Consider the following 13,011-nt stretch of genomic DNA (forward strand, 5'->3'; position numbering starts at 1 on the left):
GCCCGGCCCCGCGACCACGCGGGGCCGGGCCGTCGGCGTTTGTGGGCCACCCGCCTCTCTCGCGCGGCGGCCCCCGGCCACGTCGTCGGGGATCCGGGACCCGGGGACCGGCCACGCCCCGCCCCCGGTGCTGCGAGCAACATCACGTCACGCAAAAGGGCGGGGCCCCGGATTTCTCCGGGGCCCCGCCCTGAACGCTGCCGACGCCTAAGGCGTACTAGAGGCCGTCAGTTGTCGTCCTCGTCGATCAGGAAACCGCGCATCGGCGAGGGAGCCTGACCCATCGGCGACGGGCCCTGCGGCCGTACCGGCGCCATCGGCTGGGTCATCGCCGGCGACATCTGCTGCTGGGCGCCGTAGGACGGACCGGCCTGAGCCGGGCCACCGCCCATGCCCTGGTTGCCACCGTAGGACGGGGCGCTCGCACCGGCCGGAGCCATGGAAGGCGCCGGGGACGGCGGCAGCGACGCGGTCGCCGGAGTGCGCGGCGGGGCCAGCGAGTCGTCGGCCTGGGTCTCCAGCTGACGCAGCTGCGACTCCAGGTAGGACTTCAGCCGCGTGCGGTACTCGCGCTCGAAGCCCCGCAGGTCCTCGACCTTGCGCTCCAGCGTGGCACGGGCGGACTCCAGGGAGCCCATCGCGACGCGGTGCTTCTCCTGCGCGTCCCGCTCCAGGGCGTCGGCCTTGGCACGGGCGTCACGCTCGAGACCCTCGGCACGGCTGCGCGCCTCGCCGACGATCTTGTTGGCCTCGGAGCGGGCCTCGGCGATCGCCTGGTCGGCGGTCTGCTGGGCCAGCGAGAGGACACGCGCGGCGCTGTCGCCACCGGGGCCCTGACCGGGGCCGCCCATGGGACCGCCCATCGGGCCACCCATCTGCTGCTGCATGGGGGGCTGTCCGCCCATCTGACCCTGGCCCATCTGGCCCTGGCCCATGGGGCCCTGACCCATCGGACCCTGGCCCATGGGGCCCTGGCCCATCTGGCCCTGACCCATCTGACCCTGACCCATGGGGCCCTGGCCCATCTGGCCCTGACCCATCTGGCCCTGGCCCTGGGGGCCGCCCTGGCCGCCCGGGGGCAGCTGCGGCGCACCGCTCGGCAGCTGGGGCGGGCCGCCCATGGGGCCACCCATCCCCTGCGGCGGGCCCGATATGCCGGCCGGTACGGGAGCGCCCGGACCGCGCATGCCCTGCGGGGGCATGCCCTGCTGCATTCCCTGCTGAGGCATGCCCTGCTGCGGCATACCTTGCTGGGGCATGCCCTGCTGCTGCATCCCCTGCTGCTGGTGCTGCTGGTCCTGCTGCTCCGGAGGCTTGCGCATGTTCTGCTGGTTCTGGGCAGCAGCACGCGTCGCCGCGGCCAGTTTGGCGCGCAGGTCCTCGTTCTCACGGAGCAGACGGGTCAGTTCGGCTTCGACCTCATCGAGGAAGGCATCGACCTCGTCCTCGTCATAGCCTTCTCGGAGGCGGACGGTCGTGAACTGCTTGTTCCGCACGTCCTCGGGGGTCAACGGCATCTCTTCACCTCAACGTAGTCGTCGGCATTCGGCAAGACCGTATCGTTCACAGCCGGCTCACGACGGAGATCAGGATGTAGACGATGATCATCAGTACGAAGAAGGACAGGTCGAGCGCCACGCCCCCGAGACGCAGCGGCGGAATGAACCGCCGCAGAAGCTTGAGCGGTGGATCAGTGACAGTGTAGGTGGCCTCCAGAACGACCACCATCGCCTTGCCGGGTTGCCACGAGCGGGCGAACTGGAAGACGTAGTCCATGACCAACCGGAAGATGAGCACGATGAGGAAGCACATCAGCGCGATGTAGACGACATCCAGGACCACGCTCATTGCTTGTGCTTCCCTCTCCCCTGTTTCCGTACTTCCCCGTACTGCTGTACCGGTCGTGCGTCTCAGCTCTGGTTGAAGAACCCGCCCTCTGCGATACGGGCCTTGTCCTCCGCCGTGACATCGACGTTAGCAGGCGACAACAGGAACACCTTCTGCGTCACCCGCTCGATGCTGCCGTGCAGGCCGAAGACGAGACCGGCCGCGAAGTCGACAAGTCGCTTGGCGTCCGTGTCGTCCATCTCGGTCAGATTCATGATCACCGGGGTGCCCTCACGGAAGTGTTCCCCGATGGTACGGGCCTCGTTGTAGGTCCGCGGGTGGAGGGTGGTGATCCGGTAAGGCTCTCGTTCCGACACGACCTTGGGCATGATCACCGGTGCGTTCTTCTCCAGGCTCGCGCGTTCTTGTGTGATGGATGCCACGGGCGCGATACGCGCCGGGCGCCCGGATTCCGCGCCGAGCGAAGCGGATCGGGGCACCGGGTCCCGCGGCGCCGGGGGCTGCACTACTCGTACCGATTCGTCCCTTTCGAGCTGATGGGACTGGTGCGAGCCGTGCGACTGGTGTGACGGCTCGTGCCGTCGGCGGTCCCGCTCGGGCTCCGGGTCCAGCTCGGGTTCGAAGTCGTCGTCGGGGTCGAAACCGCGGCCGTCGTACCCATCGTCCTCCACGAGGCCGAGGTAGACCGCCATCTTGCGCATCGCGCCGGCCATGCTCTGAGTCCTCCGCTCTGTGGTGGATCGGCTGACTGCTGCCAAGTGCCCGCGATCCACGAGGTCGTTACGCCCGCCCTGCGGCGGCATTGACCATATTTTCTGCTGTGGTCCGACTTCCTGGCGACGTTACCCGAGCCTGGGGCGGACACCGAGTACCGAGGTACCGACGCGCACATGTGTCGCCCCGGCCGCCACGGCCTGCTCGAGGTCCGCACTCATCCCTGCCGACACCATGTTCGCAGCAGGATGGGTTCGGCGCAGGTCAGTCGACAAATCCATCAACCGCGTGAACGCCGCCTGTTCGCGGCCCGCGTACGCGCCGGTGAGCGGCGCGACCGTCATCAGACCGTCGAGCCGCAGCCCCGGAGCCCCGGCGACCAGGTCCGCCAACTCCGCGACCCCGCCGGGACCCACACCACCGCGCTCCCCCCGGCCGTCGGCCCCGGCGTCGAGCGCGACCTGGATGAGGCACCCGATCTCGCGCCCGACCCGCACGGCCTCCTTGGACAGAGCCGTCACGAGCCTGGAACGGTCGACGGACTGCACGAGATCCGCGTAACCGAGCACGGATCGCACCTTGTTGGTCTGCAACTGGCCGACGAAGTGCCAGACAAGCGGCAGATCCGTGCATTCCGCCGCTTTCGGCGCCGCGTCCTGGTCGCGGTTCTCGGCGACGTGCCGGACACCGAGTTCCGAGAGAATCCGCACATCGCTGGCGGGATAGGTCTTGGTGACCACGATCAGGGTCACCTCGGCACGCTCGCGCCCGGCCGCCGCGCACGCGGTGGCGATGCGCTCCTCCACTTTCGCCAGGTTCGCGGCGAGTTCGCCCTTACGGTCGGTCATGTCCCGTCAGTCCAGCCAGACATAGCCGGCGAGCCGGCCCGTGGTGCGGTCGCGGCGGTAGGAGAAGTGGTCGCCGGACTCGAGCGTGCACACCGACGACCGCTCCCGGTCACGCACCCCGAGGCGGTCGAGCTGGGCGTGCACCGCGGCGGTCACGTCGACGGCGGGGGTGCCCCAGCTCGTCTCGGCGTGCGCCGCCGGTTCGACGGCCGCGACCTCGGCGCGCATCGCCTCCGGCACCTCGTAGCAGCGGCCGCACACGGCGGGGCCGGTGCGGGCGACGATCCGGGAGGGCTCGGCACCGAGTTCCACCATGGCCCGCACGGCGGCGGGGACGACGCCTGCGACCATGCCGGGCCGGCCCGCGTGCGCCGCCCCGGCGACCCCGGCGACGGGGTCGGCGAGCAGCACCGGCGTGCAGTCGGCGGTCAGGACGGCGAGGGCGAGGCCGCGCCGGGCGGTGACGAGCGCGTCCACCGCGGGGATGTCGGCGGCTGACCCCCAGGGTCCGTCCACCACCGCCACGTCCGCTCCGTGCACCTGGTTCATCCACACCACGGAGGCCGCCTCGAGTCCGAGGGACTTGGCGGCCAGTTCGCGGTTGTGGCGTACGGCGGCGGGGTCGTCGCCGACCGCCCCGCCGAGGTTGAGCTCCTCGTACGGAACGGCGCTCACTCCGCCCCACCGGTCGGTGAAGGCGAAGTGGGCGCCGCCCGCGGTGCTCGTTTCGGAGCGCTGTGCGGTCACTTCAGGAAGTCCGGCACGTCCAGTTCCTCGGCCGCGCTGTCCGAGTAGGTCCGCGACGGCGGGACGGGCGGGGCGACCGGGATCTCGTTGGCCGGCTCGGGGGTGGGCTCCGGCTCCTCCTTCGGCGTGACGCTGCCGAGCGAGCCGAAGGCCGGGCGGGCCTCCGGCTGCCGTACCGGAGTGGGCTCCTCCCGGCGGGCGGAGGACGAGGCCGAGGAGGAGCCGAGGACGGTGTCCCGGCGGGCAGGCGGCTGACCGCCGTCGAAGCCCGCCGCGATCACGGTGACGCGTACCTCGTCGCCGAGCGCGTCGTCGATGACCGCGCCGAAGATGATGTTGGCCTCGGGGTGGGCGGCCTCGCTGACCAGCTGGGCGGCTTCGTTGATCTCGAACAGGCCGAGGTCGGAGCCGCCGGAGATGGACAGCAGCACACCCCGGGCGCCGTCGATGGACGCCTCCAGGAGCGGCGAGGAGATCGCCATCTCTGCCGCGGCCACCGCGCGGTCGTCGCCGCGGGCCGAGCCGATGCCCATGAGCGCCGAACCGGCCTCGGACATGACCGACTTGACGTCGGCGAAGTCGAGGTTGATCAGGCCGGGCGTGGTGATGAGGTCGGTGATGCCCTGCACACCGGACAGCAGGACCTGGTCCGCCGACTTGAAGGCGTCGAGGACGGAGACCTGGCGGTCCGAGATGGACAGCAGCCGGTCGTTGGGGATGACGATGAGGGTGTCGACCTCTTCGCGGAGTTCCGCGATGCCGTCCTCGGCCTGGTTCGCGCGCCGCCGTCCCTCGAAGGTGAACGGGCGGGTGACCACGCCGATGGTGAGGGCGCCGAGGTTGCGGGCGATGTTGGCCACGACGGGCGCGCCGCCGGTGCCGGTGCCGCCGCCCTCGCCGGCCGTCACGAAGACCATGTCGGCCCCCTTGAGGACCTCCTCGATCTCCTCGCGGTGATCCTCGGCGGCCTTGCGGCCGACGGCCGGGTTGGCGCCGGCGCCGAGTCCGCGGGTGAGTTCGCGGCCGACGTCGAGCTTGACGTCGGCGTCGCTCATCAACAGCGCCTGCGCGTCGGTGTTGATGGCGATGAACTCGACGCCCTTGAGACCGACCTCGATCATCCGGTTGATGGCATTGACACCACCGCCGCCGACACCGATGACTTTGATGACTGCGAGGTAGTTCTGCGGTGCTGCCACGTCGAAGGCCTCTCGCCTCGAGTTACGTGTCGCCGCTTCGCGGCCTTGCCGCGGTCCGACGACTGATGCCGATTGGGCCGGTCCGTATCGCCGACCCGAACCCTAACGTTGAAGTTTAGGGTTACCAGTATGTCTGTTCTCCGGAGTCTTCTGAACAGGACACTAAGTCGACAAGTGGCGCACGTTCAACGAACACGCCGAACCTCCCGTTTTTCTTTTCACCCTATGTGATCAGCCATAGCGGTGCCCAACCAGGGTGCTGGCCTGCGCCGATGTGCGTCAACTCCCCGCTGACGCGGGGGCGGTGGGAACGCTGACGTCGAAGTACCGTGCGCCGGGAGCCGCTTTCATGAGAGCGGTGAGTGTACGGGCCTTCGCCGCGCCCTTCTCGCTGCTGCCCCACACGACGGTCCTGCCGCCGCTCAACTCCAGCGAGATGTCGTCGTAGGAACGCACCTTGACGGTCCGGGTGCCCGCGGCGACCGCGCGGGGGAGGGCGCCTGCGGCCGCCACCGCCTCACGCACCAGCCGGTCCTCGCCGAAGCGGCGCAGACTCGCCGCCCGTGAGCCGGTCCGGGACACCGACAATTCCAGTGCGGGCACGTTTTTCGGGGCCTGCGAAACAGTGGCGAAACGGACACCCTTCTTGTCCACCTCGATGAACTTCCCGGATTTTCCGACGAGTAGGACCGGCGTCCGTTCGGTCACTTTCAGGCCGATTCCGTGTGGCCAGGAACGGACCACCTCCACCACGTCGATCCGCGGCAGCCGCCGGCGCAGCCGGGCCTCGATCGCGCCGGTGTCGACGGAGGCCAGCGGCTGCCCGACCGGGACGTCGGCCGCCGCGCTCACCTGCGCGGGCGTCAGGACGACCGTCCCCGACACCGAGACGCGTTGCACGCGCAGCCAGTTCGACCCGTACAGCACCCAGACGGTCGCGGCGCCCACGACCACCAGGGCCACCGCCAGGATGACGATCGTACGAAGGCGGAGCCGTCTCAGCCTGCGTACGGGCGGCGGGCCGGACGACCTCTGCCGGCGTTCACCGCGCTCGGCGGTCGTCGATCCGGCCACGCGTACTCCTTTTCCGGGCTCGGTTCGCCTCCGGGGCGCCTCAGCCGGTGTCGGGAGCCCGACCGTGCTCAGCCCTTCGGGCCTCCGCGCGCTCGACCTCTCGACACCGGCGCACCCCTTCGGCTCACTCGCCCATGCGTTACTGGCGGCGGTGCGAGGCGATCGCCTCGTACACCATGCCGACGAGCAGGTCGTCGGCGTCCCGGCGGCCGAACTCGGCGGCCGCGCGGGACATCTCGTACAGCCGGTGGGGGTCGGCGAGCACGGGCAGGACGCTCTCCCGCACCCACTCGGGGCTCAGCTCCGCGTCGTCGACCAGGAGACCGCCGCCGGCCTTGACCAGCGGCTGGGCGTTGAGCCGCTGTTCGCCGTTGCCGATGGGCAGCGGGACGTAGGCGGCCGGGAGTCCGACGGCGGAGAGTTCGGCGACGGTCATCGCGCCCGCGCGGCAGAGCATCATGTCGGCCGCGGCGTACGCGAGGTCCATCCGGTCCACGTACGGTACCGGGATGTAGGGGGGCATCCCCGGCATCTGCTGCACCTGCGGCAGTTCGTTCTTCGGGCCGACCGCGTGCAGGACCTGGATGCCGGCCTGCTGGAGCCAGGGCGCGACCTGCTGCACCACCTCGTTGAGGCGGCGGGCGCCCTGCGAGCCGCCGGAGACCAGCAGCGTCGGCAGGTTGGGGTCGAGCCCGAAGGCGGCGCGGGCCTGCGGACGCACGGCGGCCCGGTCGAGGGTCGCGATGGACCGGCGCAGCGGAATGCCGATGTACCGCGCGTCACGCAGCTTGCTGTCGGGGGTGGACACCGCGACCCTGGCCGCGTAGCGCGAGCCGATCTTGTTGGCGAGGCCCGGGCGGGCGTTGGCCTCGTGGATGACGATCGGCACGCCGAGGCGCTTGGCGGCCAGATAGCCGGGCAGGGCCACGTAACCGCCGAAGCCGACGACGGCGTCGGCCTTGGTGCGCTCCAGGATCTGCTCGGCCGCCTTGATCGTGCCGCGCAGCCGCCCCGGCACGGTGATCAGCTCCGGGGTGGGCCTGCGGGGCAGGGGTACCGCGGGGATCAGCGCGAGGTCGTAACCGCGCTCGGGTACGAGACGGGTCTCGAGGCCGCGTTCTGTGCCCAGGGCCGTGATTCCCACGGTCGGGTCCTGCCTGCGCAGGGCGTCCGCGAGGGCGAGCGCGGGCTCGATGTGGCCGGCGGTCCCCCCGCCGGCGAGTACGACATGCACCGAAATTCACCGCTCTCCGGACGAACGCGCCGCCGAGGCACGCCGTCGCATCGTGTTCCATCTCCGAGGCCCCCTGTCGAGCACGGGGCCTCCAGCCCGCTTTCTACCAAAGCGAGGTTGCCGCATCGACAGCGCCGCCCGCGCAGCGGGATCGTCGCGCGCGAAGGCGATCAGCAACCCGATGGCGAACATGGTCGGCAGCAGGGCGGATCCTCCGTAGGAGAACAGCGGGAGCGGGACACCGGCGATCGGCAGCAGACCGAGCACCGCACCGATGTTGATCACCGCCTGCGCGGTGATCCAGGTGGTCACGCCTCCCGCGGCATACCTCACGAAGGGGTCCTCCGTACGTCCGGCCACGCGGATACCCGCATAGCCTAGAGCCGCGAAGAGGGCGAGCACCGACAGCGTCCCCGCCAGACCCAGTTCCTCACCGGTGACGGCGAAGATGAAGTCGGTGTGGGCTTCGGGCAGTTGGCCCCATTTCTCCACACTCGCACCGAGTCCTGAGCCGAAGAGCCCGCCGGAGGCCAGGGCGTAGATGCCGTGCACGGCCTGCCAGCAGTCGGCGGCGCCCGACCGGGGCTCGGTGGCGCCGATGCAGGCGAGGCGGGCCATGCGGTTGGGGCTGGTCTTGATGAGGATCACCCCGAGGGTCGCGGCGATCGCCAGCACGCCGACGAACAGCCGGGTCGGGGCGCCGGCCAGCCACAGCAGGCCGAACAGGATCGCCGTGAGGATGATCGCCGTACCCATGTCGCCGCCGAGCATGATCAGCCCGAGCAGCATGAAGGCGGCCGGCACCAGCGGCACCAGCATGTGCTTCCACTGGGTCAGCAGCTTCCGCTCCTGCTTGCGGGCCAGCAGGTCGGCGCCCCACAGCACGAGGGCGAGCTTGCCGAACTCGCTGGGCTGGAGCTGGAAGGGGCCGCCGACGGAGATCCAGTTCTGGTTTCCGTTGACCGACCGCCCTATCCCCGGCACCTGCACGAGGGCCATCAGGAAGACCGCACCGGCCAGGATGGGATAGGCCAGTGCCCGGTGCAGCTTCACGGGCATGCGGGAGGCGGCGAACAGCAGACCGCCGCCGATGACGGCGGCCAGCATCTGCTTGCGGAAGAAGTAGGAGCCCGGCAGCGACATCTGCAACGCGGTGACCTGGGAGGCCGAGTAGACCATCACCAGTCCGAGCACGGTGATCAGGACGCTGCCGCCGAGGATCAGGTAGTACGCGGTCAGCGGCCGGTCCCAGGCCTTGCGCGCCCGCGTGACGAGGCGCTGGAGCGGGTTCTCCCGCCTGGGCCTGGCCACGACGGGCCGCCTGGCGGCCCGCTGCACGGGCGGACGTCCGGTACGGCTACTGGGCATCGTCAACTCCGCTGTAGGTCGGCCTCGACGGTCCCACGCGTCCTCCCCAGAGTCGCCCGGCAGGCGGCCGGCCGGGTCAGGCGCCGAGTCCGCGAACCGCCTCCGCGAACGCGTCGCCGCGCTTGTTGTAGTTGGTGAACATGTCCATGGAGGCGCAGGCCGGGGCCAGCAGCACCGTGTCGCCCGCGACCGCGAGCCGCCGTGCCTCCTCGACAGCCGCGAGCATCGCCCCAGTGTCGGTCCGGTCGAGGTCGACGACGGGTACTTCCGGGGCGTGTCGCGCGAGGGCTTCGCGGATGAGCGCCCGATCCGCGCCGATCAGCACCACACCCCGCAGGCGCTGCGCCGACTTGGCTACCAGCTCGTCGAAGGCGGCCCCCTTCGCCAGGCCGCCGGCGATCCACACGATCGACTCGTAGGCGGCCAACGAGGCTTCCGCGGCGTGGGTGTTGGTGGCCTTGGAGTCGTCGACGTAGGCGACCCCGTCCACGTCGGCGACGTGCGCGATGCGGTGGGCGTCGGGGGTGAAGGCCCGCAGACCGTCCCGTACGGCGGCCGCGGGCACCCCGTAGGCGCGCGCGAGGGCCGCCGCGGCAAGGGCGTTGGCGATGTTGTGCGGGGCCGGCGGGTTCACGTCGGAGACCTCGGCGAGTTCCTGGGCGTTGCGCTGCCGGTTCTCCACGAAGGCGCGGTCGACCAGGATGCCGTCCACGACGCCGAGTTGGGACGGCCCGGGAGCGCCGAGGGTGAACCCGACGGCCCGGCAGCCCTCCTCGACGTCGGCCGCGCGGACCAGGTCCTCGGTGGCCTTGTCGCCCGCGTTGTAGACGCAGGCGACGCGATTGCCCTCGTAGACACGGCCCTTGTCGGCGGCGTAGGCCTCCATGGAGCCGTGCCAGTCGAGGTGGTCGGGCGCCAGGTTCAGTACGGCGGCGGAGTGGGCGCGCAGCGAGGGCGCCCAGTGGAGCTGGTAGCTCGACAGCTCCACCGCGAGCACGTCGTAGGGCTCGTCGCCGAGCACCGCGTCGAGGAGCGAGACGCCGATGTTGCCGACGGCGGCCGTGCGCAGTCCCGCCGCCTCCAGGATGGCGGCGAGCATCCGGACGGTGGTGGTCTTGCCGTTGGTGCCGGTGACCGCCAGCCAGGGCGCCGCGTCGGGTCCGCGCAGCCGCCAGGCGAGTTCGACGTCGCCCCAGACGGGGACGCCGGCCTGTGCGGCGGCGGTGAACAGCGGCTTGTCCGGCTTCCAGCCGGGTGCGGTGACGACGAGTTCGGTGCCGTCGGGCAGGGTGGCGCCGTCGCCGAGGCGCACGGTGACGCCCAGGGCCTCCAGTTCGGCGGCCTGGGCGCGGGCCCGCTCGTCGTCGCCGTCGTTGACGACGGTGACGCGGGCGCCGAGTCCGTGCAGGACCCTGGCGGCCGGGAGGCCGGAGACGCCGAGCCCGGCGACGGTGACGTGCTTCCCCTGCCAGTCGGTCACTTGTCTGCTGCCCATCCCGCGTAGAAGAGACCCAGTCCGACGATCACACAGATGCCCTGGATGATCCAGAAGCGGACCACGACAAGGACTTCGGACCACCCCTTGAGTTCGAAGTGATGCTGGAGTGGCGCCATGCGGAAGACGCGCTTGCCGGTCAGCCGGAACGAACCGACCTGGATGACCACCGACATGGTGATGAGGACGAACAGGCCGCCCAGCAGGGCGATCAGCAGCTCGGTGCGGGAGCAGATCGCGAGGCCGGCGAGCACACCGCCGAGCGCGAGCGAACCGGTGTCACCCATGAAGATCTTCGCCGGCGAGGTGTTCCACCACAGGAAGCCGAGGCAGGCGCCCATCAGCGCCGAGGCGATGACTGCGAGGTCCAGCGGATCGCGCACCTCGTAACAGGCGTTGGGGTTCGTCAGCGTCTCGCCGTTGGCGCAGGACTCCTGGAACTGCCAGACGCCGATGAACGTGTAGGCACCGAAGACGAGCACGGAGGCGCCGGTGGCCAGTCCGTCCAGACCGTCGGTCAGGTTCACGCCGTTGGACATCGCGAGGATCATGAACAGCGCCCAGATGACGAACAGCACCGGGCCGATCGTCCAGCCGAAGTCCGTGATGAACGACAGCTTCGTGGAGGCCGGGGTGTTGCCGCGGGCGTCGGAGAACTGGAGCGAGAGCACCGCGAAGCTGATGCCGACGATCAGCTGGCCGGCCATCTTCGCCTTGGCCCGCAGGCCCAGCGAACGCCGCTTGACGATCTTGATGTAGTCGTCGAGGAATCCGACCAGGCCCATGCCGACCATCAGGCCGAGCACCAGCAGGCCGGAGTACGACGGGGGGTAGCCGGTGATGAGCTTCGACGCGAAGTACGCGACGACCGTCGCGAAGATGAAGGCGATACCGCCCATGGTCGGCGTACCGCGCTTGCTGCCGTGCGTGCGCGGGCCGTCGTCGCGGATGTACTGGCCGTAGCCCTTGCGGGCCAGCAGCTTGATCAGCAACGGGGTGCCGACCAGGGTCAGGAAGAGGCCAATGACACCTGCGAACAGGATCTGCTTCATCATCGGGCGGAAACCTCACCCTCGGCACCGGTCTCGACGAGCGCCTGCGCCACGCTCTCGAGCCCGACCGACCGGGACGCCTTCACGAGTACGACATCCCCCGGGCGCAGCTCGCTGCGCAACAGGTCGATCGCCGCCTGTGCGTCGGACACGTGCACCGACTCCTCACCCCACGAACCCTCGTTATATGCGCCCAGTTGCAGCCAGGACGCTTCCCTGCCCCCGACCGCGACGAGCTTGCTGACGTTGAGCCGGACGGCGAGCCGTCCGACCGCGTCGTGCTCGGCGAGCGCCTCGTCCCCGAGCTCGGCCATCTTGCCGAGCACCGCCCACGTCCGACCCCCGGCTGCCTGTGTGGCCCTGCCCATCGCCGCGAGCGCGCGCAGGGCGGCTCGCATGGACTCGGGGTTCGCGTTGTAGGCGTCGTTGACGACCGTCACGCCGTCCGGGCGCTCGGTGACCTCCATACGCCAGCGGGAGAGGGTGCCCGCCTCGGAGAGTGCGGTGGCGATCTCTTCCGCGGACATGCCCAGTTCGTGGGCGACGGCGGCCGCGGCGAGCGCGTTCGACACGTGGTGCTCACCGTACAGGCGCATGGTCACTTCGCTTGCACCGGAGGGTGTGTGAAGGCTGAAGGCAGGCTGTCCGCTGTCCGTGAGTCGCACGTTCTCGGCCCGAACGTCCGCTTCGCCGGACTCTCCGAAAAGGATCACCTTCGCCTTCGTACGGGATGTCATGGCCCGTACGAGGGGATCGTCCGCGTTGAGGACCGCGACGCCGCCCTCGTCCGCCGACGGGAGGCTCTCGACGAGTTCGCCCTTCGCCTGTGCGATCTGCTCACGGCCGCCGAACTCGCCGATGTGGGCGGTGCCGACGTTCAGGACGAGGCCGATGCGCGGCGGGGTCAGGCCGGTGAGGTAGCGGATGTGACCGATGCCGCGGGCGCCCATCTCCAGGACGAGGAACCGCGTCTCCTCGGTGGCGCTGAGCGCGGTGAGGGGGAGCCCGATCTCGTTGTTGAGCGAGCCCGGGGTCCACACGGTGGGCGCCCGGCGCTGCAGCACCTGGGCGATCAGGTCCTTGGTGCTGGTCTTGCCGGCGGAGCCGGTGAGGGCGACGAGGGTGGCGCCGAGCCGTCGTACGACATGGCGGGCGAGCGCTCCGAGGGCCGTCTGGACGTCGTCGACGACGATCGCCGGGACGCCCACGGGCCGGGCCGCCAGTACGGCGACCGCGCCCGCCTCGACGACCGCTTTCGCGAAGTCGTGGCCGTCCACGCGCTCGCCGGAGAAGGCGACGAAGAGGCTGCCGGGCCCGGCCTCCCGGGAGTCCCGGACGACCGGTCCGGTGACCTGGACGGAAGGATCCGGTATGTCGTGCGTCTGCCCGCCGACGACTGCTGCGATCTCGGCGAGGGAGAGGGCGATCACAA

At 70.5% G+C, this 13,011-nt stretch carries 12 protein-coding genes; all 12 read right to left on the reverse strand.

Annotated features, from left to right (window positions below):
- Nucleotides 1–227 precede the first annotated feature (227 nt).
- Entirely contained in the window at nucleotides 228–1,517 is a 1,290-nt protein-coding gene (locus tag ABZT03_RS31500) for a DivIVA domain-containing protein (RefSeq protein ID WP_356045730.1), read from the reverse strand.
- Between the two features lie 46 nt (nucleotides 1,518–1,563).
- The gene (locus tag ABZT03_RS31505; protein WP_033318070.1) at nucleotides 1,564–1,848 is read right to left on the reverse strand and encodes a YggT family protein; all 285 of its coding nucleotides are present in this window, start codon (nucleotides 1,846–1,848) and stop codon (nucleotides 1,564–1,566) included.
- A gap of 62 nt (nucleotides 1,849–1,910) precedes the next feature.
- The gene (gene sepF / locus ABZT03_RS31510) at nucleotides 1,911–2,561 is read right to left on the reverse strand and encodes a cell division protein SepF (RefSeq protein ID WP_356045807.1); all 651 of its coding nucleotides are present in this window, start codon (nucleotides 2,559–2,561) and stop codon (nucleotides 1,911–1,913) included.
- A 129-nt stretch (nucleotides 2,562–2,690) separates the two neighbouring features.
- Nucleotides 2,691–3,410 (reverse strand): YggS family pyridoxal phosphate-dependent enzyme, encoded by a 720-nt coding sequence (locus ABZT03_RS31515; protein WP_356045732.1) that lies wholly within the window; start codon nucleotides 3,408–3,410, stop codon nucleotides 2,691–2,693.
- A 6-nt stretch (nucleotides 3,411–3,416) separates the two neighbouring features.
- Entirely contained in the window at nucleotides 3,417–4,157 is a 741-nt protein-coding gene (pgeF, locus tag ABZT03_RS31520; protein WP_356045734.1) for a peptidoglycan editing factor PgeF, read from the reverse strand.
- The gene (gene ftsZ, locus ABZT03_RS31525; protein WP_356045736.1) at nucleotides 4,154–5,356 is read right to left on the reverse strand and encodes a cell division protein FtsZ; all 1,203 of its coding nucleotides are present in this window, start codon (nucleotides 5,354–5,356) and stop codon (nucleotides 4,154–4,156) included. Before ftsZ ends, pgeF begins: the two co-directional genes overlap by 4 nt.
- 279 nt (nucleotides 5,357–5,635) lie before the next feature.
- A complete protein-coding gene (locus ABZT03_RS31530; RefSeq protein WP_356045737.1) occupies nucleotides 5,636–6,430 on the reverse strand; it encodes an FtsQ-type POTRA domain-containing protein in 795 nt (264 codons plus the stop codon).
- A 139-nt stretch (nucleotides 6,431–6,569) separates the two neighbouring features.
- Nucleotides 6,570–7,664 (reverse strand): undecaprenyldiphospho-muramoylpentapeptide beta-N-acetylglucosaminyltransferase, encoded by a 1,095-nt coding sequence (gene murG, locus ABZT03_RS31535; RefSeq protein ID WP_356045739.1) that lies wholly within the window; start codon nucleotides 7,662–7,664, stop codon nucleotides 6,570–6,572.
- Between the two features lie 6 nt (nucleotides 7,665–7,670).
- Entirely contained in the window at nucleotides 7,671–9,032 is a 1,362-nt protein-coding gene (gene ftsW, locus ABZT03_RS31540; RefSeq protein WP_356045741.1) for a putative lipid II flippase FtsW, read from the reverse strand.
- 76 nt (nucleotides 9,033–9,108) lie between these two features.
- Nucleotides 9,109–10,527 carry a UDP-N-acetylmuramoyl-L-alanine--D-glutamate ligase gene (gene murD / locus ABZT03_RS31545; RefSeq protein WP_356045743.1) on the reverse strand — a complete coding sequence of 473 codons (1,419 nt, stop codon included), beginning with the start codon at nucleotides 10,525–10,527 and terminating at the stop codon, nucleotides 9,109–9,111.
- On the reverse strand, nucleotides 10,509–11,582 hold the full coding sequence (mraY, locus tag ABZT03_RS31550; protein WP_356045745.1) for a phospho-N-acetylmuramoyl-pentapeptide-transferase: 1,074 nt from the start codon (nucleotides 11,580–11,582) through the stop codon (nucleotides 10,509–10,511). The genes murD and mraY overlap by 19 nt, the downstream gene beginning before the upstream one ends.
- Nucleotides 11,579–13,009: a UDP-N-acetylmuramoyl-tripeptide--D-alanyl-D-alanine ligase gene (gene murF / locus ABZT03_RS31555; RefSeq protein ID WP_356045747.1), complete on the reverse strand. Its 1,431-nt coding sequence runs from the start codon at nucleotides 13,007–13,009 to the stop codon at nucleotides 11,579–11,581. Before murF ends, mraY begins: the two co-directional genes overlap by 4 nt.
- Nucleotides 13,010–13,011 lie beyond the last annotated feature (2 nt).

This window comes from Streptomyces sp. NPDC005574, assembly GCF_040605435.1.
Taxonomy (GTDB): domain Bacteria; phylum Actinomycetota; class Actinomycetes; order Streptomycetales; family Streptomycetaceae; genus Streptomyces.

Excerpts from the sequence above, each read along its gene's own strand:
- mraY (WP_356045745.1), bottom strand. The coding sequence starts at position 11,582 with ATGATGAAGCAGATCCTGTTCGCAGGTGTCATTGGCCTCTTCCTGACC.
- ABZT03_RS31500 (WP_356045730.1), bottom strand. The coding sequence starts at position 1,517 with ATGCCGTTGACCCCCGAGGACGTGCGGAACAAGCAGTTCACGACCGTC.
- ABZT03_RS31515 (WP_356045732.1), bottom strand. The coding sequence starts at position 3,410 with ATGACCGACCGTAAGGGCGAACTCGCCGCGAACCTGGCGAAAGTGGAG.
- sepF (WP_356045807.1), bottom strand. The coding sequence starts at position 2,561 with ATGGCCGGCGCGATGCGCAAGATGGCGGTCTACCTCGGCCTCGTGGAG.
- ftsW (WP_356045741.1), bottom strand. The coding sequence starts at position 9,032 with ATGCCCAGTAGCCGTACCGGACGTCCGCCCGTGCAGCGGGCCGCCAGG.
- ABZT03_RS31505 (WP_033318070.1), bottom strand. The coding sequence starts at position 1,848 with ATGAGCGTGGTCCTGGATGTCGTCTACATCGCGCTGATGTGCTTCCTC.
- murD (WP_356045743.1), bottom strand. The coding sequence starts at position 10,527 with ATGGGCAGCAGACAAGTGACCGACTGGCAGGGGAAGCACGTCACCGTC.